This is a genomic window from Pseudomonas sp. ef1, from assembly GCF_007293365.2.
GTDB classification, from domain to species: Bacteria; Pseudomonadota; Gammaproteobacteria; order Pseudomonadales; family Pseudomonadaceae; genus Aquipseudomonas; species Aquipseudomonas siliginis.
Genome location: NZ_CM129815.1, coordinates 3,015,311 through 3,036,973 on the forward strand (window position 1 = coordinate 3,015,311; position 21,663 = coordinate 3,036,973).

At 61.1% G+C, this 21,663-nt stretch carries 13 protein-coding genes; 7 read left to right on the top strand and 6 right to left on the bottom strand.

Going from position 1 to position 21,663, the window contains the following annotated elements:
* The first annotated feature begins 46 nt into the window (after window positions 1-46).
* A complete protein-coding gene (locus tag FEE99_RS13775; protein ID WP_041479119.1) occupies window positions 47-2,431 on the top strand; it encodes a sensor domain-containing diguanylate cyclase in 2,385 nt (794 codons plus the stop codon).
* 159 nt (window positions 2,432-2,590) lie between these two features.
* Here the strand turns inward: FEE99_RS13775 and dacB are convergent, their stop codons facing one another.
* The gene (gene dacB / locus FEE99_RS13780) at window positions 2,591-4,051 is read right to left on the bottom strand and encodes a D-alanyl-D-alanine carboxypeptidase/D-alanyl-D-alanine endopeptidase (protein ID WP_041479117.1); all 1,461 of its coding nucleotides are present in this window, start codon (window positions 4,049-4,051) and stop codon (window positions 2,591-2,593) included.
* A gap of 234 nt (window positions 4,052-4,285) precedes the next feature.
* Here dacB and FEE99_RS13785 point away from each other — a divergent pair, with 234 nt between their 5' ends.
* Window positions 4,286-4,630, top strand: coding sequence for a YggL family protein (locus FEE99_RS13785; protein ID WP_016773843.1), 345 nt, complete (start codon window positions 4,286-4,288; stop codon window positions 4,628-4,630).
* A 143-nt stretch (window positions 4,631-4,773) separates the two neighbouring features.
* On the opposite strand, the gene FEE99_RS13790 is transcribed toward FEE99_RS13785, so the two are convergent.
* A complete protein-coding gene (locus tag FEE99_RS13790) occupies window positions 4,774-5,964 on the bottom strand; it encodes a benzoate/H(+) symporter BenE family transporter (protein ID WP_041479116.1) in 1,191 nt (396 codons plus the stop codon).
* 354 nt (window positions 5,965-6,318) lie between these two features.
* Between FEE99_RS13790 and FEE99_RS13795 the strand changes: the two genes are divergently transcribed.
* Window positions 6,319-7,083 carry a GntR family transcriptional regulator gene (locus FEE99_RS13795; RefSeq protein WP_007918375.1) on the top strand — a complete coding sequence of 255 codons (765 nt, stop codon included), beginning with the start codon at window positions 6,319-6,321 and terminating at the stop codon, window positions 7,081-7,083.
* A 203-nt stretch (window positions 7,084-7,286) separates the two neighbouring features.
* On the opposite strand, the gene guaD is transcribed toward FEE99_RS13795, so the two are convergent.
* The 4 genes from guaD to xdhA all read right to left on the bottom strand — a co-directional run bounded on the left by guaD (window position 7,287) and on the right by xdhA (window position 13,427).
* Window positions 7,287-8,591, bottom strand: coding sequence for a guanine deaminase (gene guaD, locus FEE99_RS13800; RefSeq protein ID WP_041479114.1), 1,305 nt, complete (start codon window positions 8,589-8,591; stop codon window positions 7,287-7,289).
* A 13-nt stretch (window positions 8,592-8,604) separates the two neighbouring features.
* Complete coding sequence (gene xdhC / locus FEE99_RS13805; RefSeq protein WP_041479112.1) at window positions 8,605-9,462, bottom strand: xanthine dehydrogenase accessory protein XdhC; 858 nt, start codon at window positions 9,460-9,462, stop codon at window positions 8,605-8,607.
* A 118-nt stretch (window positions 9,463-9,580) separates the two neighbouring features.
* A complete protein-coding gene (gene xdhB / locus FEE99_RS13810) occupies window positions 9,581-11,980 on the bottom strand; it encodes a xanthine dehydrogenase molybdopterin binding subunit (protein WP_041479111.1) in 2,400 nt (799 codons plus the stop codon).
* The gene (xdhA, locus tag FEE99_RS13815; RefSeq protein ID WP_041479109.1) at window positions 11,973-13,427 is read right to left on the bottom strand and encodes a xanthine dehydrogenase small subunit; all 1,455 of its coding nucleotides are present in this window, start codon (window positions 13,425-13,427) and stop codon (window positions 11,973-11,975) included. The genes xdhB and xdhA overlap by 8 nt, the downstream gene beginning before the upstream one ends.
* 268 nt (window positions 13,428-13,695) lie before the next feature.
* Here xdhA and FEE99_RS13820 point away from each other — a divergent pair, with 268 nt between their 5' ends.
* The 4 genes from FEE99_RS13820 to ligA all read left to right on the top strand — a co-directional run bounded on the left by FEE99_RS13820 (window position 13,696) and on the right by ligA (window position 21,455).
* On the top strand, window positions 13,696-14,355 hold the full coding sequence (locus FEE99_RS13820; protein WP_039763015.1) for a GntR family transcriptional regulator: 660 nt from the start codon (window positions 13,696-13,698) through the stop codon (window positions 14,353-14,355).
* Window positions 14,356-14,357: 2 nt separating this feature from the next.
* Entirely contained in the window at window positions 14,358-17,846 is a 3,489-nt protein-coding gene (gene smc / locus FEE99_RS13825) for a chromosome segregation protein SMC (RefSeq protein ID WP_041479108.1), read from the top strand.
* A gap of 225 nt (window positions 17,847-18,071) precedes the next feature.
* Entirely contained in the window at window positions 18,072-18,935 is an 864-nt protein-coding gene (gene zipA / locus FEE99_RS13830; protein WP_041479106.1) for a cell division protein ZipA, read from the top strand.
* A 162-nt stretch (window positions 18,936-19,097) separates the two neighbouring features.
* The gene (gene ligA, locus FEE99_RS13835) at window positions 19,098-21,455 is read left to right on the top strand and encodes an NAD-dependent DNA ligase LigA (RefSeq protein ID WP_064361085.1); all 2,358 of its coding nucleotides are present in this window, start codon (window positions 19,098-19,100) and stop codon (window positions 21,453-21,455) included.
* Window positions 21,456-21,663 lie beyond the last annotated feature (208 nt).

A 21,663-nucleotide genomic window follows, 5' to 3' on the forward strand; every position in this document is an offset into this window, starting at 1 on the left:
CCGCCAATGGGGTTTTCCCGCAAATCTGGCGGAGTGAGTCGTGCTTATGCCGTTACACCCCGTGCGCCCGAAAATCCTCGGTTTCATCAGTGAAGACGTCTCAGCCTGGCTGGTCGCTTTGCTGGTGTTGCTTGCCGGCGGGATTCTCACCGGGCTGCTCGCATGGGGCACCTTCAACCAGTTTCAGCAACAATCGCGTCAGCGCTTTCAACTGCTGGCCAACGAACGCTACAGCCGCATCGCCGAACGTTTTCAGGATCAGGAGCAACGTCTCGATGGTCTGCGCCGGTTCTTCGCCAACTCCGAATCTGTGTCCCGCGCCGAATTCGACGGCTACTCCCGTCCTTTATTGCTGCGCACCCAGGCCTATACCTTCGCGCCGAGAGTCCCCGGTGCTGAGCGAGCCGCGTTCGAACAGCAGGTGCGTGATGAGGGCCTGAGCAATTTCACCATTCGCGAACTGGACGCCAATGGCGAGCTGCAACTGGCGGCAGCGCGCGACGCATATGTGCCGGTGCTGTACACCCAGACCCAAAGCCGATTGGCGCCACCACTGGGTTATGACTTGCTCGCCCAACCCTTGCGCCGCGAAACCCTGCAACGCGCCGACCAGCTCGGCAGCATGGCGGTGTCGCAACCGATGCACCTGGTCGGGATTGAGCCGTCCTACGCGCGTGGGGTGTTGCTACTGGCGCCGGTCAGTCGCGCTGGAGAGTCGCAGCCGTTCGGCTATGTGATGGCGGTGATCAGCATGCGCCAGTTGCTCGCCGACGGTTTGCCCGATGCCCTGCACGATTACCTGTCGGTGCGCATTCTCGACCTGTCGACCCAGGATCAGCACGAGGCGCTGTTCGAATCGAGCAACGAGGCGGTGCCCGGCGATCTGGCGGCGACGCGCTTGCTGCGCATGGCCGACCACGACTATCAGGTCGATATCCTTCCGAGCGAGGCGTTCATGCAGGCCAACCATTCGTCGGTGGGCAGCGTGATCATTCTTGGCGGCTTGCTCAGCGCATTGCTCAGCGCCTTGCTTTACGTGCTGGTCAGCCAGCGCCAGCGCGCGGTGCGGCTGGTCGAGGTGCGCACCCAGGAATTGCACGAGCGCGAGCAGGAACTGCGCGGCACCCACGGTCAGTTGCGCGGCGTGCTGAATGCCGCCACCCAGGTCGCGATCATCGCCACCGACCTGCGCGGCGTGATCAACACCTTCAACCCCGGCGCCGAGCAAATGCTCGGCTACAGCAGCGCCGAAGTGGTCGGGCGCATGACCCTGGAGAACCTGCATTTACCCCGGGAGCTGGCGGCGCGTTCGGCGGAGCTGAGCGCGCGCTACGGCAAAAGCATTCCGACCTGCCACGCGATGCTGGTCGAGGGCGGCGAAGTCGGCGGTCATGAAGCACGCGAATGGACCCTGGTACGCAGCGATGGCAGTCATCTGCCGGTGAACATGCTCGCCACCCCGGTGCTTGACGAGCAAGGCCTGTGGGTCGGTCATCTGGCGATCTGCATCGACATCACCGAGCGCAAACGCGTGCACGAAGTGCTGGCAGCACGCGACACGTTGCTGAAGAAGCTCAGCGCCCATGTTCCCGGTGGCATCTACCAATTCAAGATGGAATTCGACGGACGCTTCAGCGTGATCTACGCCAGCGATGGCATCCGCGAAATCTACGAGTTGGAGCCGGATGTGCTGCTGCTCGACTCCGAGGCGATTTTCAGCCGCATTCACCCGCAGGACGCGATTCGCGTGCGCAGCTCGATCCGCGAATCGGCGGAAAACCTCAGCCCGTGGCGCGAGGAATACCGCGTGCAACTGCCTGAACGCGGCCTGCGCTGGGTGCGCGGCGAGGCGACACCGGAAGAGCTGCCGGGCGGCGGGGTGCTGTGGCACGGTTATATCTCGGATATTTCTGACCTCAAGCGCGTGGAAGAAGAATTGCGCGCGTTGTCGATCACCGATTCGCTGACCGGCATTCACAATCGCCGCTATTTCCAGGAACGCCTGACCACCGAAATGGCCCGGGTTGAGCGTGGCGGCGGTGAGTTGTCGGTGATCATGCTCGACATCGACCACTTCAAACGCATCAACGATCAGTTCGGCCACGCCGTCGGCGACCGCGTGCTGCAAGCAGTTTGCGAACGGATCGGCCATCGCCTGCGCCGCACCGACGTGTTCTGCCGTTTGGGCGGTGAAGAGTTCATGGTGCTGTGCCCGGACATCGACGGCGAACACGCCTACATGCTGGCGAGGGAATTGTGGGAAGGTTTGCGCGGCGCGCCGGTGGACGTGGTCGGCGTAGTCACCGCCAGTTTCGGCATCGCCAGTTGGCGCCCGGGGGAGGGCGCGGATGCGCTGTTGCTGCGCGCTGACTCAGGGGTTTATGCAGCGAAGCAGAATGGCCGGGATCGGGTTGAGCGGGAGATGAGCTGATTCGAACCTGACACCTGACCCTGTGGGGCAGAGGGGACCTGGCGCTGATTTTCTGTGGGAGCGAGCCTGCTCGCGAAAGCGGTGTGACAGTCACTGAACAAGCTGACTGAACCGACGTCTTCGCGAGCAGGCTCGCTCCCACAATTGCATCTGCTGCGCTTACAGCACCGAAGCGGTCTGCGGCAGTTTCGGCTGTTTGTACAGATCCAGCAGCACCTGATCGAGCACCGACGAGGCGCCGAACGGGGCCTTGTCGTTGAGGATCGCCACCACCGCCCAGGTATTGCCATTCACATCGCGACTGAAACCGGCGATCGCGCGCACGGTGTTCAGGGTGCCGGTCTTGACGTGGGCTTCGCCGCGCATCGCCGTGGTTTTCAGGCGTTTGCGCATGGTGCCGTCGGTGCCGGCAATCGGCAGCGAGCTGATGTATTCGGCGGCGTACGGGCTGTGCCAGGCGGCTTGCAGCATGTTGGCCATCTCACGTGCACTGACCCGCTCGGCACGGGACAGACCGGAGCCGTTCTCCATGACCAGATGCGGCGCGGTGATGCCTTTCTTCGCCAGCCACTGACGCACCACGCGCTGCGCAGCCCGCGCGTCATCACCGTCGGCATCGTTGCGGAAACGCTGGCCAAGGCTGAGGAACAGCTGCTGGGCCATGGTGTTGTTACTGTATTTGTTGATGTCGCGGATGATCTCGGCCAGATCCGGCGAGTACGCGCGGGCAAGCAGTTTGGCGCTGCTCGGCGTCGGCGCCAGACGATCCTTGCCCTGAATGCTGCCACCCAGTTCCTTCCAGATCGCCCGCACAGCGCCGGCGGTGTAGGTCGCGTGGTCGAGCAGCGACAGGTAAGTCTGCGAGCTGCAGCCTTCGCCCAACTGGCCGCCGACGGTTACGGTCACGCTGCCATCGGCCTGCGGCACCGGGTTATAGCGCACGCCGCCGGTGCATTGCTTGGACGGCAGGGCTTTGACGGTGTTTTCGATGCGGATGTTCGCGATCGGCGGCTCAACCGAAATCAACACGCGGCCACCGTCATTACGTGCGACGAAGCGCAGGGCCTTGAGGTTGACCAGCAGCGAGTCGGGCTTGACCAGGAACGGCTTGTTGTCGTCGTTGCCGTCATCGTTGAATTCCGGCAATTGCGGCTGCACGAAGAAGTTGCGGTCGAGAATCAGGTCGCCGGTAATCTGGGTCACGCCGTTGGCGCGCAGGTCGCGCATCAACAGCCAGAGTTTCTCCATGTTCAGCTTCGGGTCACCGCCGCCCTTGAGGTAAAGGTTGCCGTTGAGAATGCCGCCGCTCAGGGTGCCATCGGTGTAGAACTCGGTTTTCCACTGATGGTTGGGGCCGAGCATTTCCAGCGCCGCGTAAGTGGTGACCAGTTTCATCGTCGAGGCCGGATTGACCGAGACGTCGGCGTTGAACACCGTCGGCGTGCCCGGACCGTCGAGCGGCACCATCACCAGCGACAGCGCAGTGGGCTGCAGCTTGCTGGCTTTGAGGGCTTTTTCGACGTTCGGGGTGAGGGAAGTGTTGATGGTGGCAGCGGAGACAGGCAGGGCCAGAGGCAGAAGAAGGCCGGCGAGAAACAGTGGACGCAACGATTTGATCATATGCAATAAAACCCTGCAAAAGAGGGGAAAAAAGACGAGGACATGGATGAAAAGGCCCTCAGTGGTCATGAAAGTGTCGGCATTATGCCCCAAGCTGTAACAGCTTGTGCCGTGTCGCGACCGGCCAATCGCTTATTTTTTTGCAGGCGGTCGGCCGCAGCGACCAGAGAGTCGGGCAATCGCCGGCTTAAACTGGTAAAGTGCCGGCCGTTATTACTTAAGAGGATTGTTCCAATGGCGACTAACCGTTCCCAGCGTCTGCGCAAAAAACTGTGCGTAGATGAATTTCAAGAGCTGGGTTTCGAACTGAACCTGGACTTCAAAGAAGACTTGTCCGAAGAAGCCATTGACGCTTTCCTCGAAGCATTCATCAAAGAAGCCATGGAAGCCAACGGTCTGGGTTATGTTGGCGGCGACGACTTCGGTCTGGTGTGCCTGCAGAAGCGTGGCTCGGTCAACGAAGAGCAGCGCGCTGCCGTTGAAGCCTGGCTGAAAAACCGCTCCGAGCTGACCAAGTACGAAGTCAGCCCGCTGCTGGACGTGTGGTATCCGGAAAAGCCGATCAACGCGGCCAAGTGATACTGAAAAAAACGGCGACCTGAGGGTCGCCGTTTTTTTTCGTGGATCAAAAGATCGCAGCCTCGTTGCACTCGTCAGCTCCTACCTGTGTTCGCGATCCCCTGTAGGAGCTGTCGAGTGCAGCGAGGCTGCGATCTTTGCTTCTAGGCTTTACGCCAATTCAAAATCACCAGCGTCAAAACCCCCGCCACGATCCCCCAGAACGCCGAACCAATGGAAAATAGCGTCAGCCCGGACGCCGTGACCATAAAGGTGATCAACGCCGCTTCCCGTTCCTTCACCTCGTTCATGGCAATGCTCAAGCCATTGATGATCGAGCCGAACAGCGCCAGCGCGGCAATCGACAGCACCAGTTCTTTCGGCAACGCCGCAAACAATGCCGCCAACGTCGCGCCGAACACCCCGGCAATCCCGTAGAACACCCCGCACCAGACCGCTGCGGTGTAGCGCTTGTTGCGATCTTCATGGGCATGCGGGCCGGTGCAGATCGCCGCGCTGATCGCCGCGAGGTTAATACCGTGGGAGCCGAACGGCGCCAGCAACAGCGAGGCGATGCCGGTGGTGGTGATCAGTGGCGAGGCCGGAACGTTATAGCCATCGGCGCGCAGCACGGCGATGCCGGGCATGTTCTGCGAGGTCATCGCCACCACGAACAGGGGAATGCCGATGCTGATGGTAGCGGCCAGGGAGAAGTGCGGCGTGGTCCACACCGGGGTGGCCACTTCCAGGTGAAAGCCGCTGAAATCCAGCAGCCCCATGAAGCCCGACAGCGCGGTGCCGATCAGCAGCGCCGCGAGCACGGCATAGCGTGGCGACAGGCGTTTGACCAGCAGATAAGTGAAGAACATCCCCAGCACCAGCCCGGTACGGTGTTGCGCGGCAACGAAGATTTCGCTGCCGATCTTGAACAGAATCCCTGCCAGCAGAGCTGCCGCCAAAGAGGCCGGGATCTTTTTCACCAGCCGTTCGAAGCTGCCGGTCAGGCCGCAGATCGTCACCAGTACCGCACACGTGATGTAGGCGCCGATCGCCTCGCCGTAACTGACGCCGCCCAGGCTGGTGATCAGCAACGCTGCGCCGGGGGTCGACCAGGCGATGGTGATCGGCGTGCGATAGCGCAGCGACAGGCCAATCGAACACACCGCCATGCCGATCGAAATCGCCCAGATCCACGAGGAAATCTGCCCGCTGCTCAGGCCGGCCGCTTGCCCGGCCTGGAACATCAGCACCAGCGAACTGGTGTAACCGGTCATCATCGCGATGAAACCGGCGACGATGGCGGAAGGCGAAGTGTCGGCCAGAGGGCGCAGGCGGGCGTGGGTGGCGTCGGTCATGACGGCGGTGTTCCTTATAGCAATGGAGATGTCCGCCACAACACGAATCCCTGTAGGAGCTGCCGAAGGCCGCGATCTTTTGACTTTGATTCTAAGAAGCAAGATCAAAAGATCGCAGCCTTCGGCAGCTCCTACATAAGGGATTGTGCGTAGAAGGCGGATTCTGCGATCAAGCCTAAACTCAAACCTGACAAACCGTTGCAATACAGCCGCAGGCGCAAACAGCCGTACAGTCGTGTTGCCACCATTCATTGTGTACAATCGCGCTGTTTTTTACGCGATACTTGCCAGCGACCTACTGTGCCGTATTACAGTCACGGTCTATTCGCCGCAGTTTTCCCGACTCGAGTGCCCATGAACGAACAGTTGCAACCCCTCAAGAAACAACCGCGAGCAGGCAAAGCCGGCCGCAGCGGAACCCAGGACGATATTGTCTACGCGCATATCTTCGAGGCCATCCTCGAACAGCGCCTGGCGCCCGGCACCAAGTTGAGCGAAGAAGCGCTGGGGGAAATCTTCGGGGTCAGCCGCACCATCATTCGCCGCGCGCTGTCGCGTCTGGCCCATGAAGGCGTGGTGCTGTTGCGGCCGAATCGTGGCGCCGTCGTCGCCAGCCCGAGCGTTGAAGAGGCGCGTCAAGTGTTCCTCGCCCGCCGTCTGGTCGAGCGTGCGATCACTGAATTGGCCGTTCAGCACGCCACGGCCGAGCAGATCGCCGAACTGCGGCAGATGGTCAACGATGAGCGCGACAGTTTCTCGCGCGGCGATCGCGGTGCCGGTATTCGTCTGTCGGGCGAATTCCACCTGAAACTGGCGGAAGCGGCGATGAACGCACCGTTGATCAGCTTCCAGCGCAGCCTGGTTTCGCAGACCTCGCTGATCATCGCCCAGTATGAAAGCGGCAACCGCTCGCACTGCTCGTACGACGAACACACGCAGTTGATCGACGCCATTGAAAAGCGCGACGGCGAACTGGCGGTGAATCTGATGATGCATCACATGGATCACATCGACAGCAAGCTCAACCTCGACGAGGAAGGCGCGTCGGATGATCTGCATGCGGTGTTCTCGCATTTGTTGCAGACCAAGAAGCCGGGGCGTCCAGCGGCCAAGCTCTGATCTGAAACCGAGTTGCCCCAATCGCTGGCAAGCCAGCTCCCACAGGTTTCTCGGTGTATCGCAGATTTGGTGAACCCCACAAAACCCTGTGGGAGCTGGCTTGCCAGCGATAGCCCCCTGACCGCAACAAAAATCCCCCGGGGTACACACCTCCGGGGATGATCGTTCCCACGCAGAGCGTGGGAACGATCAGTGCGAAGAGGTTAGCGCTGATGCACCAGCGCCCCCGCCGCATACGTCTGCGCCACCGTGCGGTCATCCCCCAGTGTCATCAGTACAAACAACGTCTCGGCAATGTTATTCGACTGCTTCAAGCGATAACTCAGCAGCGGCGTGGCGTTGTAATCCAGTACCAGGAAGTCGGCATCGGAGCCCGGTTGCAGATTGCCGATCCTGTCTTCCAGACGCAGCGCCCGCGCCCCACCCAGGGTTGCCAGGTACAGCGACTTGAACGGGCTCAACCGCGCGCCCTGCAGTTGCATGACCTTGTAGGCTTCGTTGAGGGTTTGCAGCAGGGAGAAACTGGTACCGCCGCCGACGTCGGTACCGAGGCCGACATTGAGCTTGTGCTTCTCGGCCATCGGCAAATTGAACAGGCCGCTGCCGAGGAACAGGTTCGAGGTCGGGCAGAACGAGATCGCCGAGCCGGTTTCCGCCAGTCGCGCGCATTCTTCGTCACACAGGTGCACGCCGTGGGCGAATACCGAGCGCTCGCCGAGCAACTGGTAATGATCGTAGACGTCGAGGTAACCCTTGCGCTCCGGGAACAGCTCTTTGACCCACTCGATTTCCTTGAGGTTTTCGCTGATGTGGGTCTGCATGTACAGATCCGGGTATTCCGTCAGCAATTGCCCGGCGAGGGTCAGTTGTTCCGGGGTGCTGGTGGGGGCGAAGCGCGGCGTGACCGCATAGTGCAAGCGGCCCTTGCCGTGCCAGCGCTCGATCAGCGCCTTGCTGTCGACGTAGCTGGATTCGGCGGTATCGACCAGATAGTCCGGGGCATTGCGGTCCATCATCACCTTGCCGGCGATCATGCGCAGGTCGAGCTTTTCAGCGGCTTCGAAAAACGAATTGACTGACTGCGGATGCACGCTGCCGAACACCAGCGCCGTGGTGGTGCCGTTGCGCAGCAGTTCCTTGATAAAGATGTCCGCCACTTCGTCGGCGTGGGCCTTGTCGCCAAACTCGCTTTCGCAGGGAAAGGTGTAGGTGTTCAGCCAGTCGAGCAGTTGCTCGCCATAGGAGCCGACCATGCCGGTCTGCGGCAGGTGAATGTGCGTGTCGATAAAGCCCGGGGTGATCAGCGCATCCTGATAATGGTTGATCTCGATATCCGCCGGCAGGGTCGGCAGCAGTTCGCTGGCGTGGCCGAGGGCGCTGATCTTGCCGTCGTCGATCACCAGCAGGCCATCCTCGAAATATTCATAGGAGGCTTCGATGCCGACTTCGGCAGGGTCGGCGATGCTGTGCAGGATGGCGGCGCGGTAGGCTTTGCGAGTCAGAGGCATGAGGGTTCTCTAATCAGTTTGAGGCTTTGAGTTTGGCGGCCTGACTGCGGCGCGAGGCGGGCAGCAGTCGGGCAATCGGTTCGGCGCGGGCGCTGTGCTGGCCGAAATTGGCGTTGTAAGTGGCGATGATTTCGCCGGCGATGGAGATGGCGATTTCCACAGGCAGTTTGCCTTTGACTTCGCCGATGCCCATCGGGCAGCGCATGCGCTGCACCACGCTCGGGTCGAAACCACGATCACGCAGACGGTGTTCGAATTTGGCGCGTTTGGTTTTCGAGCCGACCAGGCCGAACCAAGTGAAATCGTTACGCTTGAGAATCGCCGCGGTCAGCTCCAGATCGAGCTGATGGTTGTGGGTCATGACGATGCAGTAGCTGCCGGCAGGCAGATCATCGACTTCGTCCACCGGCTCTTCGCTGACGATTTTACGCACGCCGTGGGGAATGTGTTCGGGGAACTCCGCCTCGCGCGAATCGATCCAGCGCACCCGGCAGGGCAGGCTGGCCAGCAGCGGCACGAGGGCGCGACCGACATGGCCGGCACCGAACACGGCAATCTGCGCCTGCACCTGGCCCATCGGTTCGAACAGCAACACCGTAGCGCCACCGCAGCACTGGCCGAGACTGGCGCCGAGGCTGAAGCGCTCCAGATGGGTGTCCTGCTTACCGCTGGCGAGCATCTCGCGGGCGATCTGCATGGCTTTGAATTCCAGATGCCCGCCACCAATAGTGTCGAACAGGCGGTCGGCACTGACGACCATTTTCGAGCCGGCGTTGCGTGGCGTCGAACCGAGTTCTTCGATGATCGTCACCAGCACACAGGGCTCGCCCTGATTCTGCAGGTCGGCGAGGGCGTCGATCCAGTTGTACATGTTCACCTCGACATCTTCGTTGTCTGTGCCGGCCTCTTCGCGAGCAGGCTCGCTCCCACATTGGCAATGCATTCCAAATGTGGGAGCGAGCCTGCTCGCGAATGGCCGCGCCTCGGTCCTAGAGCGGAGCCAGCTCGGTTTCAGCTTCGACGGCTTTCACCGCTTTGAGCTGACGCATCTGCTCGCAACCCCACAACACCCGCTCCGGCGTGGCTGGCGCGTCGATTTTCGGCTGATGCTGATAATCACCGAGGCTCGCCACCGCATCCTTGATCGCACACCACGCGGCGATGCCGAGCATGAACGGCGGTTCACCGACAGCTTTGGAATGGAACACCGTGTCTTCCGGGTTCTTGCGGTTTTCCACCAGCTTCACTCGCAGATCCAGCGGCATGTCCGCCACCGCCGGGATCTTGTAGCTGGCCGGGCCGTTGGTCATCAGCTTGCCTTTGTTGTTCCAGACCAGCTCTTCCATGGTCAGCCAGCCCATACCTTGCACGAAACCACCCTCGACCTGACCGATGTCGATCGACGGGTTCAGCGAGGCGCCGACGTCATGCAGGATGTCGGTGCGCAGCATCTTGTACTCGCCGGTCAGGGTGTCGACGATCACTTCGCAGCAGGCTGCGCCAAAGGCGAAGTAATAGAACGGACGGCCCCGCGCCTGACTGCGGTCGTAGTAGATTTTCGGGGTCTTGTAGAAGCCAGTGCTCGACAGCGAAACCTGATTGAAATACGCCTGCTGGATCAGCGCTTCGAACGTCAGGATCTGCTCGCGCACCCGCACGTGGCCGTTGCGGAATTCGACGTCTTCTTCGCTGACCTTGTAGTGCCGCGCGGCGAATTCGACCAGGCGTTGCTTGATGGTCTGTGCTGCGTTCTGCGCGGCTTTGCCGTTCAGGTCAGCACCGCTGGAAGCAGCGGTCGGCGAGGTGTTCGGCACTTTGTCGGTGTTGGTCGCGGTGATCTGCACACGATCGATTTCGACCTGAAAAACTTCCGCCACGACCTGAGCGACTTTGGTGTTCAGGCCCTGGCCCATTTCCGTACCGCCGTGGTTCAGGTGGATGCTGCCGTCGGTGTAGATGTGGATCAGCGCACCGGCCTGGTTCAAGAAGCTCGCGGTGAAGGAAATGCCGAATTTCACCGGGGTCAGCGCCAGGCCTTTTTTCAGGATCGGGCTGTTGGCGTTGTAGCGACGGATCGCTTCGCGGCGCTCGGCGTACTGGCTGCTTTCTTCCAGTTCGGCGGTCATCTCTTCGAGCATGTTGTGCTCGACGGTCTGGTAGTAGTGGGTGACGTTGCGCTCGGTCTTGCCGTAGTAGTTGGCCTTGCGCACCGCCAGCGGATCGAGCTTCAAGTGCCGGGCAATCGCGTCCATCACTTCCTCGATGGCGACCATGCCTTGCGGGCCACCGAAGCCACGATAAGCGGTGTTCGAGGCGGTGTTGGTCTTGCAGCGGTGACCGTTGATGGTCGCATCGCCGAGATAGTAGGAGTTGTCCGAGTGGAACATCGCGCGGTCAACGATCGAGGCGGACAAGTCCGGCGAGCAGCCGCAGTTGCCGGCCAGCTCCATGTTGATCCCGTGCAGACGGCCGCTGCTGTCGAAGCCGACGTCGTATTCAACGTAGAACGGGTGGCGCTTGCCGGTCATCAGCATGTCTTCGACACGCGGCAGGCGCATCTTGGTCGGTTGGCCGGTGAGGTGCGCGACCACTGCGCACAGGCACGCCGGACTCGCGGCCTGGGTTTCCTTGCCGCCGAAACCACCGCCCATGCGGCGCATGTCGACAACGATCTTGTTCATCGACACGTCGAGCACTTCGGCGACCAGTTTCTGCACTTCGGTCGGGTTCTGCGTCGAGCAGTAGACGATCATGCCGCCGTCTTCAGTAGGCATCACCGAGGAGATCTGCGTCTCCAGATAGAAGTGCTCCTGGCCGCCGATGTGCAGCGTGCCCTGAATGCGGTGTTCAGCCGTGGCCAGCGCCGAAGCCGAGTCGCCGCGCTGATGGGTGTGGCTGTCGAGCACGAAATGGCGCTTGCGCAGGGCATCGACGACGTCGAGCACCGGTTCCAGATCTTCGTATTCGATGATCGCCGCCATCGCTGCCTTGCGCGCGGTTTCCAGATCTTTCGCCGCGACTGCCAGCACTGGCTGGCCGACGAACTGCACGTCATCGATGGCCAGCAGCGGGTCACCCGGCATCAGCGGGCCGATGTCCTTCAGGCCCGGCACGTCTTCGTGGGTGATGACAATGCGCACGCCTTCGAAGGCGTAGCACGGCGACGTGTCGATGCTGAGGATTTTCGCGTGGGCACGGTCCGACAGGCGCGCATACAGGTGCAATTGGTTGGGAAATTCCAGCCGATCATCGATGTACTGCGCTTCACCGGACACATGCTTGGCGGCGCTGTCGTGCTTGACGCTGCGACCGACACCGGTGGTCAGATCCTTGGCGAACAATTCGGCCAATTCAGCCTGGGTCTTCTCTACGGCGTGATGATTAGACATAAGCGGTCACCCGAGTCTCGATGTGCGGTGTTTGCAGTTCGATGAAGTATTTGCGCAGCAGGTTCTGCGCGCTGAGCAGGCGATATTCCTTGCTGGCGCGGAAGTCCGAGAGCGGTGTGAAATCTTCGGCCAGCGCGGCGCAGGCGCGCTCGATCACCGCGTTGTTGAACGGCGCGCCTTGCAGCACGGCTTCGCAGTGCGCAGCGCGTTTCGGAATCGCCGCCATGCCGCCGAAGGCCACCCGGGCGTCGCTGATCACGCCATTTTCCACGCGCAGATTGAACGCGGCACAGACGGCGGAGATGTCGTCGTCCAGTCGCTTCGACACTTTATAGGCGCGGAACAACTGCTCGGCGCTGGCGCGCGGGACGATGATTTTTTCGATGAACTCGCTTTCCTGCCGCGCCGTGACGCGATAGTCGATGAAGTAATCTTCCAGGTTCAAGGTGCGGCGGGTTTCGCCTTTGCACAGCACGATCTGCGCGCCGAGGGCGATCAGCAGCGGTGGCGAGTCACCGATCGGCGAGGCGTTGCCGATGTTGCCGCCGAGGGTTCCTTGATTGCGGATCTGCAGCGAAGCGAAGCGATGCAGCAATTCGCCGAAGTCCGGGTACTCGGCATTCAACGCCTCGTAGCAGTCGGAGAGAGCGGTGGCGGCGCCGATTTCGATGCGGTCATCGAAGGTTTCGATGCGCTTCATTTCGGCGACGTTGCCGACGTAGATCATTACCGGCAGAGTGCGGTGGAACTGGGTGACTTCCAGTGCCAGATCGGTGCCGCCGGCGAGCAGCCGCGCTTGCGGATAAGCGTCGTAGAGGTCGGCCAGGTCAGCGACGGTCAGCGGCACCAGGCAGCGTTTGTCACCGCTGTTGAGTTCACCGATATCGGTCGGCGCGATGGCCTTGAGGCGGGCAATGGTTTCGGCTTCGCGGGCGTCGAACTGATCCGCTGGTTTGCCGCAGCAGGATTGTTCGGCAGCGGCGAGAATCGGCCGGTAGCCGGTGCAGCGGCAGAGGTTGCCGGCCAGCGCTTCGTGGGCCTTGGCCTGATCCGGCGCATCGCTGTTCTTTTGCAGGGCGAACAACGACATCACAAAACCGGGGGTGCAGAAACCGCACTGCGAACCGTGGCACTCGACCATGGCTTTCTGCACGCTGTGCAGTTCGCCCTTGTGCTTGAGGTCTTCAACGCTGATCAGTTGTTTGCCGTGCAAGGACGAGACGAAAGTCAGGCACGAGTTGAGGCTGCGATAGCGAATATGTTCACGCCCCGTGTCATCGGTCTGCAACTCGCCAACCACCACGGTGCAGGCGCCGCAGTCACCGCTGGCGCAACCTTCTTTGGTGCCGGGCTTGCCCACGTGTTCGCGCAGGTAATTGAGCACAGTCAGATTCGGGTCCAGGGCGTGCTCGCTACGGAGTTCCTGGTTAAGTAAAAACTGGATCACGGAAGGCCTCGCAGACTCATTATTGTTGTTAACCGACGTGAACCGAATTTAGCAGGTCTGACTTTTCGGTCAATGGTTTTCTGACTTAAAGGTCAGGAAAATCCGTTTCGTCGATCAACAGCGTGTCTATTCAGTATTGACCTTCATCGGTCACCGCGCTTTTTTGCGGGATTCGTGCCAAAAACCGCTGAGTGGGCACTCCGCCATGACCGCGCATTTGCGCTACACTGCGCCGCTTGTGCAGATCGATAGAGTTTGAAGGACAACCATGACGTTCAAGGCGCCGGACAGCCTCGCCGAGCAAATCGCTCACCACCTCGCCGAACGCATCATTCGTGGCGAAATGAAGCCAGGAGAGCGCATCCAGGAACAGAAGGTCACGCTGGCGCTCAACGTCAGCCGCGGTTCGGTCCGCGAAGCCTTGCTGATCCTCGAGCGCCGTCACCTGATCGCGATCCTGCCGCGTCGTGGCGCCCACGTTACCGAGCTGACGCCGCACAAGGTGCAGAGCCTGTGCACGCTGATGAGCGAGTTGTACATCCTGCTCGGCAATTCCGTGGCCAATGGCTGGCAAGTGCAGTCGGACATGGCGCCGTTCGTGCAGATCCAGCAGCGCCTGACCGCCAATTACGAACGCGGCGACATCCGCAGCTTCGTCGATGACAGCTTCGCGGTGATGCGCGCCGCCTATCCGTTTGCCAACAATCCGTACCTGCAAGAAACCGTCGAGAACCTCCAGCCGGCGATGAGCCGCGCGTATTTCCTCGCCCTCGAACAGCGCAAGGCGGAAATGAGCGAATTCCTCGAACTGTTCGAACGCTTGCTCGCCGCCGTACTCGCCCGTGATTTGCCGCAGATCCGCATCGTGCTCACGGCGTATGCCCAGCGCAGCTGCGATCTGGTGGTGTCTGCGCTGACGGTTGCCTGAGCGTGCGGCTGAAGTGCATCAAACTGGCGGGGTTCAAATCCTTCGTCGACCCGACCACGGTGAACTTCCCCAGTAACATGGCGGCGGTCGTCGGGCCGAACGGTTGCGGCAAGTCGAACATCATCGACGCCGTGCGCTGGGTGATGGGCGAAAGTTCGGCGAAGAACCTCCGTGGCGAGTCGATGACCGATGTCATCTTCAACGGCTCGACCAGCCGCAAACCGGTGAGCCAGGCCAGTATCGAGCTGGTGTTCGACAACTCCGACGGCACGCTGCTCGGCGAATACGCCGCCTACGCGGAAATTTCCATCCGCCGCAAAGTCACCCGCGACAGCCAGACCACGTATTACCTCAACGGCACCAAATGCCGTCGGCGCGACATCACCGATATTTTCCTCGGCACCGGCCTCGGTCCGCGCAGCTACTCGATCATCGAACAGGGGATGATCTCCAAGCTGATCGAATCCAAGCCCGAAGACCTGCGTAACTTCATCGAAGAAGCCGCCGGCATCTCGAAATATAAAGAGCGCCGCCGCGAGACCGAGAACCGCATCCGCCGCACCCACGAAAACCTCGCCCGCCTCACCGACCTGCGCGAAGAACTGGAGCGCCAGCTCGAACGTCTGCACCGTCAGGCCGAGGCGGCGAAAAAGTATCAGGAACTCAAGGCCGAAGAGCGTCAGCTCAAGGCGCAACTGTCGGCGCTGCGCTGGCAGGACCTCAACGAGCAGGTCGGCCAGCGCGAGTCGATCATCGGCAACCAGGAAGTCAGCTTCGAAGCGCTGGTCGCTGAACAGCGTAACGCTGACGCCGCCATCGAACGCCTGCGTGACGGTCACCACGACCTGTCCGAACGCTTCAATCTGGTGCAGGGCCGCTTCTATTCGGTCGGCGGCGACATCGCCCGGGTCGAGCAGAGCATCCAGCACGGCCAGCAGCGTTTGCGTCAGTTGCAGGACGATCTGAAAGAAGCCGAGCGCGCGCGTCTGGAAACCGAATCGCACCTGGGCCACGACCGCACGTTGCTGCTGACCCTCGGCGAAGAACTGGACATGCTCACCCCCGAGCAGGAAGTCACCAGCGCCGCCGCCGAGGAAGCCGCTGCGGCCCTAGAAGAAGCCGAAACCACCATGCACGGCTGGCAGGAGCAGTGGGACGCTTTCAACCTGACCGCTGCCGAACCGCGCCGTCAGGCTGAAGTCCAGCAATCGCGGATCCAGCAGTTGGAAAACAGCATGGAGCGTCTGGCTGACCGACAGAAGCGCCTCGCTGAAGATCGCGCGTTGCTGTCCGCCGACCCGGAAGACGCGGCGATCATGGCGCTCAACGAGCAGCTCGCCGAGTCCGAAGCGACCCTGGAAGATTTACAGACCAGCGAAGAAGCGCAGGTCGAAAAGCTCGAACAACTGCGTCAGGAGTTGCAGCAGGCGTTGACCGCGCAGCAGCAGGCGCAGGGCGATCTACAGCGGCTCAACGGTCGTTTGGCGTCGCTGGAAGCCTTGCAACAGGCCGCGCTCGACCCGGGCACCGGCACCGCCGAATGGTTGAAAGAACACAATCTCGCCGAGCGTCCGCGTCTGGCCGAAGGCCTGAAGGTCGAGGCCGGTTGGGAGCTGGCGGTGGAAACCGTGCTCGGCGCCGATCTGCAAGCGGTGCTGGTCGACGATTTCAGCGGTTTTGATCTGTCCGGTTTCACCCAAGGCGATTTGCGCCTGCTCAGCCCGGCCAGTGATGGCGTGCGGGTGGCTGGCAGCCTGCTGGACAAGGTCGAGGCGCAGATCGATCTGTCGCCGTGGCTCGGCCAGGTCAAACCGGTCGACAGCCTTGAACAGGCGCTGGCGTTGCGCGGTCAGTTGAGCGCCGGGCAAAGCCTGATCAGCCGCGACGGCTATTGGGTCGGACGACACTTTTTACGCGTACGTCGCGCCAGCGAAGCGGAAAGCGGCATGCTCGCCCGTGGCCAGGAAATCGAAGACTTGCAGCTTGAACGCGAAGAGCGCGAAGCCACCGTCGAGGCCATGGAAACCCGTCTGCAAACCTTGCGCGCGCAACAGCGCCAGCAGGAAAACGGCCGCGAACATCTGCGCCGCTTGCTGCAGGACGAAGCGCGCCAGCAAGGCGAACTGAAAGCGCAGTTGTCCGCCGGTAAGGCCAAAGCCGAACAGCTGACATTGCGCCGCACCCGTCTCGATGAAGAGCTGGTCGAACTCGCCGAACAGCGCGAGCTTGAGCACGAGCAGGTCGGCGAAGCGCGCATGAATTTGCAGGAAGCGCTGGACGCCATGGCGCTGGATACCGAGCAGCGCGAGTTGCTGCTGGCCCAGCGCGACAGCCTGCGCGAACGCCTCGATCGCGTGCGTCAGGAAGCGCGGCAGCACAAGGATCACGCCCATCAATTGGCCGTGCGTCTCGGCTCGCTGCGTGCCCAGCACGATTCCACCCGGCAGGCGCTGGAGCGTCTGGAAATGCAGGCCGAGCGTCTGACTGAAAAGCGCGAACAGTTGAGTCTGAATCTGGAGGAGGGCGAGGCACCGCTGGAAGAGCTGCGTCTGAAACTCGAAGAACTGCTCGACAAGCGCATGACCGTCGATGAAGAACTCAAGACTGCGCAGATCGCCCTGGAAGACGCCGATCGTGAATTGCGCGACGCGGAAAAACGCCGCACCCAGGCCGAGCAGCAATCGCAGTTGATTCGCGGCCAGCTCGAACAACAGCGCATGGAATGGCAGGCGCTGACCGTACGGCGCAAGGCTTTGCAGGATCAATTGCTCGAAGATGGCTACGATCTCAACGGCGTGCTCGCCACATTGACGGCGCAAGCCAGTGAACGCGAGGCCGAAGAAGAACTCGAACGCATCAACGCGCGGATTCAGCGCCTGGGTGCGATCAACCTCGCGGCCATCGATGAATACACGCAACAATCGGAGCGTAAACGTTATCTGGATGCGCAGGACGCCGATCTGGTCGAGGCGCTGGAGACCCTGGAAAACGTCATCCGCAAGATCGACAAGGAAACCCGCAACCGTTTCAAAGATACCTTTGATCAGATCAACGGCGGTTTGCAGGCACTTTTCCCGAAAGTTTTCGGTGGCGGGCGCGCGTATTTGGAACTGACGGGCGAAGATCTACTCGATACAGGGGTGACGATCATGGCGCAGCCGCCCGGGAAGAAGAACAGCACCATCCATTTGCTCTCTGGCGGCGAGAAAGCCTTGACTGCACTGGCCCTGGTTTTTGCCATCTTCAAGTTGAACCCGGCGCCGTTCTGCATGCTCGATGAGGTTGACGCGCCACTGGATGACGCTAACGTTGGACGCTACGCACGCCTGGTCAAAGAGATGTCGCAGACCGTGCAGTTCATCTACATCACCCACAACAAGATCGCCATGGAAATGGCCGAACAGTTGATGGGCGTGACGATGCATGAGCCGGGCTGCTCGCGACTGGTGGCGGTGGATGTCGAGGAGGCGATGGCGATGGTGGACGCCTAGCGGCGCGGCTGCGAGTTACAAGCTCCAAGCTGCAAGTGGACGGCTTGTGGCTTGGAGCTTAAAGCTTGTAGCTGCGAAGCCTTTGATCGTGCTAGTTTAATGTCAATTTTTCGTATACGTGGGCAAAACGCCTGTCAGAACATAGAGTTGGCGCCACGTTTTAAAGCGGTTTACGCAGTGTAAACCCCTTATTTTTCAGCATTTTTTATAGAGGCACGGGATTACATGGAAATCGGTCTGCGCGAGTGGCTGATCGTCATCGGCATCATTGTGATAGCCGGTATTCTTTTCGATGGCTGGCGCCGTATGCGTGGCGGCAAGGGAAAGCTGAAATTCCGTCTCGACCGGAGCCTGTCCAATCTGCCGGACGAGGACACCAGCGCCGAGCTGTTGGGCCCGGCCCGCGTCTTGGACACGCACAAAGAGCCGCAACTGGACGAGCACGATCTGCCGTCGGTGAGCATGCCCAACCGCGAAGCCCGCGAGCCGCGTGAATCCGGTTCGAAACGTGGCAAGCGCGGCAGCAACGGCCCGGCGCAGGGCGACCTCAACCTCGACCTCGATCTGGACGGCGGTCCGAGCTTCAGCAGCCGTGACGACGATTTCGCCGAAGACAGCAAGCCTGCACCTGCCGTGGCGGAAAAAGATCAGCCGCAAGCCGAAGAAGTCCTGGTGATCAGCGTGATCTGCCGCGACCCGGCCGGCTTCAAAGGCCCGGCGCTGTTGCAGAACATTCTCGAAAGCGGCCTGCGTTTCGGCGAGATGGACATTTTCCACCGCCACGAAAGCATGGCCGGCAACGGTGAAGTGCTGTTCTCCATGGCCAACGCGGTCAAGCCGGGTATCTTCGATCTGGACGACATCGACCACTTCAGCACTCCGGCGGTGAGCTTCTTCCTCGGTCTGCCAGGCCCGCGTCATCCAAAGCAGGCCTTCGACGTGATGGTTGCGGCAGCCCGCAAGCTGTCCCAGGAATTGAACGGCGAATTGAAAGACGATCAGCGCAGCGTACTGACCGCGCAGACGATTGAGCATTACCGTCAGCGCATCGTCGAATTCGAACGCCGCGCATTGACCCAGAAGCGCTAAGGCCAGATCAAAAGATCGCAGCCTTCGGCAGCTCCTACAGAGGATCGCGATACTGTAGGAGCTGACGAGTGCAACGAGGCTGCGATCTTCTGGCCACACCGCCGATAATGGAATAAAACTGGAGCAGCCTCGGCTGCTCTTTTGCTTTATGAGAGAACACCCATGACCGCCGCCAAAACCCGCATTCTAGAGCTGCGCGCTGAGCTGGATCAGCACAACTATCGCTATCACGTTCTCGACGAGCCGAGCATTCCCGATGCCGAATACGACCGCTTGTTTCACGAGCTCAAGGCACTGGAAGCGGCCAACCCGGAACTGATCACCAGCGATTCGCCGACCCAGCGCGTCGGTAGCATGGCGTTGACTGCGTTCACTCAGGTGCGTCACGAAATCCCGATGCTCAGCCTCGGCAACGCCTTCGAAGAATCCGACATGCGCGAGTTCGATCGCCGCGTCAACGAAGGCCTCGACGTGCCGGCCGGCGATCTGTTTGGTGGCGGCGCGGCGGTGGAATACAGCTGCGAGCCGAAGCTTGATGGCCTGGCGGTCAGCCTGCTGTATCAGGATGGTCTGCTGGTGCGCGGCGCCACCCGTGGCGATGGCACCACCGGCGAAGACATCAGCGTCAACGTGCGCACCGTGCGCAATATTCCGCTGAAGCTGCATGGCGAAGGCTGGCCGGCGACGCTGGAAGTGCGCGGTGAAGTGTTCATGTCCAAGGCCGGTTTCGAGCGCCTCAATGCTTCGCAACTGGAAATCGGCGGCAAGACCTTCGCCAACCCGCGCAACGCGGCAGCAGGCAGCCTGCGCCAGCTCGACTCGAAGATCACCGCCAATCGGCCGCTGGAATTCTGCTGCTATGGCATCGGCCAGGTGTCTCACGATATCGCCGACACCCACATCGGTAACCTCAAGCAGTTGCAGAAGTGGGGCATGCCGATCAGTCACGAACTGAAGCTGGCCAAGGGCATCGACGAGTGCCTGGAGTATTACCGCGACATCGGCGAGCGCCGTAACTCGCTGGCCTATGAAATCGATGGCGTGGTGTTCAAGGTCAACAGCATTGCCGACCAGCGGGAACTGGGCTTCCGCGCCCGCGAGCCGCGCTGGGCGATCGCGCACAAATTCCCGGCGATGGAAGAACTCACCGAGCTGCTCGACGTGGAATTCCAGGTCGGCCGCACTGGTGCGGTAACTCCCGTGGCGCGCCTGAAACCGGTGAAAGTCGCCGGCGTCACCGTGGCCAACGCCACATTGCACAACATGGACGAAGTCGCGCGTCTGGGCCTGATGATCGGCGACACGGTGATCATTCGCCGCGCCGGCGATGTGATTCCGCAAGTGGTGCAAGTGATCACCGAGCGTCGCCCCGATGACGCGCGCCCGGTGGCCATTCCTGAAAGTTGCCCGGTGTGCGGCTCCCACGTTGAACGCACGCAACTGGTCAAGCGCAGCAAGGGCAAGGAAACCTTCAGCGAAGGCGCGGTGTATCGCTGCGTCGGCCGACTGGCCTGCGGTGCGCAACTGAAACAGGCGATCATTCACTTCGTCTCGCGCCGGGCCATGGACATCGAAGGCTTGGGCGACAAGAGCGTCGAGCAACTGGTCGACGAAGGTCTGGTCAGTTCGCCGGCCGATCTGTATGCGCTGAAGTTCGACGACATCGTCGATCTGGAAGGCTTCGCCGAGGTATCGAGCAACAAGCTTCTCAAAGCCATCGAAGACAGCAAGCAACCGAGCCTGGCACGTTTCATCTACGCCCTCGGCATTCCCGATGTCGGTGAAGAAACGGCGAAAGTGCTGGCGCGTTCGCTGGGTTCGCTGGAGCGCGTGCAACAGGCCTTGCCCCATGTGCTGACCTACCTGCCGGATGTCGGCCTGGAAGTGGCGCACGAGATTCACAGTTTCTTTGAGGATGCGCACAACCAGCAGGTCATCAGCGAATTGCTCGGCCATGGTTTGCAGATTCAGGATCAAGGCGAGTTGGGCGCCGAATTCGCCGCCAGTACCACGCTGGGTGGCTTGCTCGACAAACTGCACATTCCTTTCGTCGGCCCCGGTGGTGCGCAGAAACTCGCCGACCGCTTTGGCTCGCTGGAAGCAGTGATGAACGCTGACTGGCTGGACATGCGTCAGGCATTGCCGGAGAAGCAGGCCAACTCGGTGCGCGAGTTCTTCGCCTCGCCTGAGCATCGGCAACTGGCCGAGCAAGCCGAGCAGCAGTTGCGCGATTTCGGCATGCATTGGCAGAGCGAGAAGAAAGTCGTCGAAGGTCTGCCGCTGTCCGGGGAAACCTGGGTGCTGACCGGCAAGGTCGAACTGATGAGCCGGGATGTGGCCAAGGATCATCTGGAAAGCCTGGGTGCCAAGGTCGCCGGTTCGGTGTCGGCGAAAACCCATTGCGTGGTCGCAGGCCCGGGTGCCGGCTCGAAACTGACCAAGGCCAACGAGCTTGGTGTGAAGGTCATGGACGAGGAAGCGTTTATCGCCTTCCTCAAAACCCACGGCGTCGCCGTCTGACCGGATGAACCCCTGTGGTGAGGGGATTTATCCCTGTCCGGATGAACCCCTGTGGTGAGGGGATTTATCCCCGCTGGGTTGCGCAGCGACCCCAAAACCCTGCGGCCGATCATTTTATCTGTATCGCGTGTACGGTGTTTTGCGACTGCTGCGCAGTCGAGCGGGGATAAATCCCCTCACCACAACGGCGGTGTCACTCAGGAGCGGG

Bases quoted from the DNA above. Each gene is read 5' to 3' on its own strand.
- FEE99_RS13775 (WP_041479119.1), top strand. From the start codon at position 47: ATGCCGTTACACCCCGTGCGCCCGAAAATCCTCGGTTTCATCAGTGAA.
- dacB (WP_041479117.1), bottom strand. From the start codon at position 4,051: ATGATCAAATCGTTGCGTCCACTGTTTCTCGCCGGCCTTCTTCTGCCT.
- FEE99_RS13785 (WP_016773843.1), top strand. From the start codon at position 4,286: ATGGCGACTAACCGTTCCCAGCGTCTGCGCAAAAAACTGTGCGTAGAT.
- FEE99_RS13790 (WP_041479116.1), bottom strand. From the start codon at position 5,964: ATGACCGACGCCACCCACGCCCGCCTGCGCCCTCTGGCCGACACTTCG.
- FEE99_RS13795 (WP_007918375.1), top strand. From the start codon at position 6,319: ATGAACGAACAGTTGCAACCCCTCAAGAAACAACCGCGAGCAGGCAAA.
- guaD (WP_041479114.1), bottom strand. From the start codon at position 8,591: ATGCCTCTGACTCGCAAAGCCTACCGCGCCGCCATCCTGCACAGCATC.
- xdhC (WP_041479112.1), bottom strand. From the start codon at position 9,462: ATGTACAACTGGATCGACGCCCTCGCCGACCTGCAGAATCAGGGCGAG.
- xdhB (WP_041479111.1), bottom strand. From the start codon at position 11,980: ATGTCTAATCATCACGCCGTAGAGAAGACCCAGGCTGAATTGGCCGAA.
- FEE99_RS13820 (WP_039763015.1), top strand. From the start codon at position 13,696: ATGACGTTCAAGGCGCCGGACAGCCTCGCCGAGCAAATCGCTCACCAC.
- zipA (WP_041479106.1), top strand. From the start codon at position 18,072: ATGGAAATCGGTCTGCGCGAGTGGCTGATCGTCATCGGCATCATTGTG.
- ligA (WP_064361085.1), top strand. From the start codon at position 19,098: ATGACCGCCGCCAAAACCCGCATTCTAGAGCTGCGCGCTGAGCTGGAT.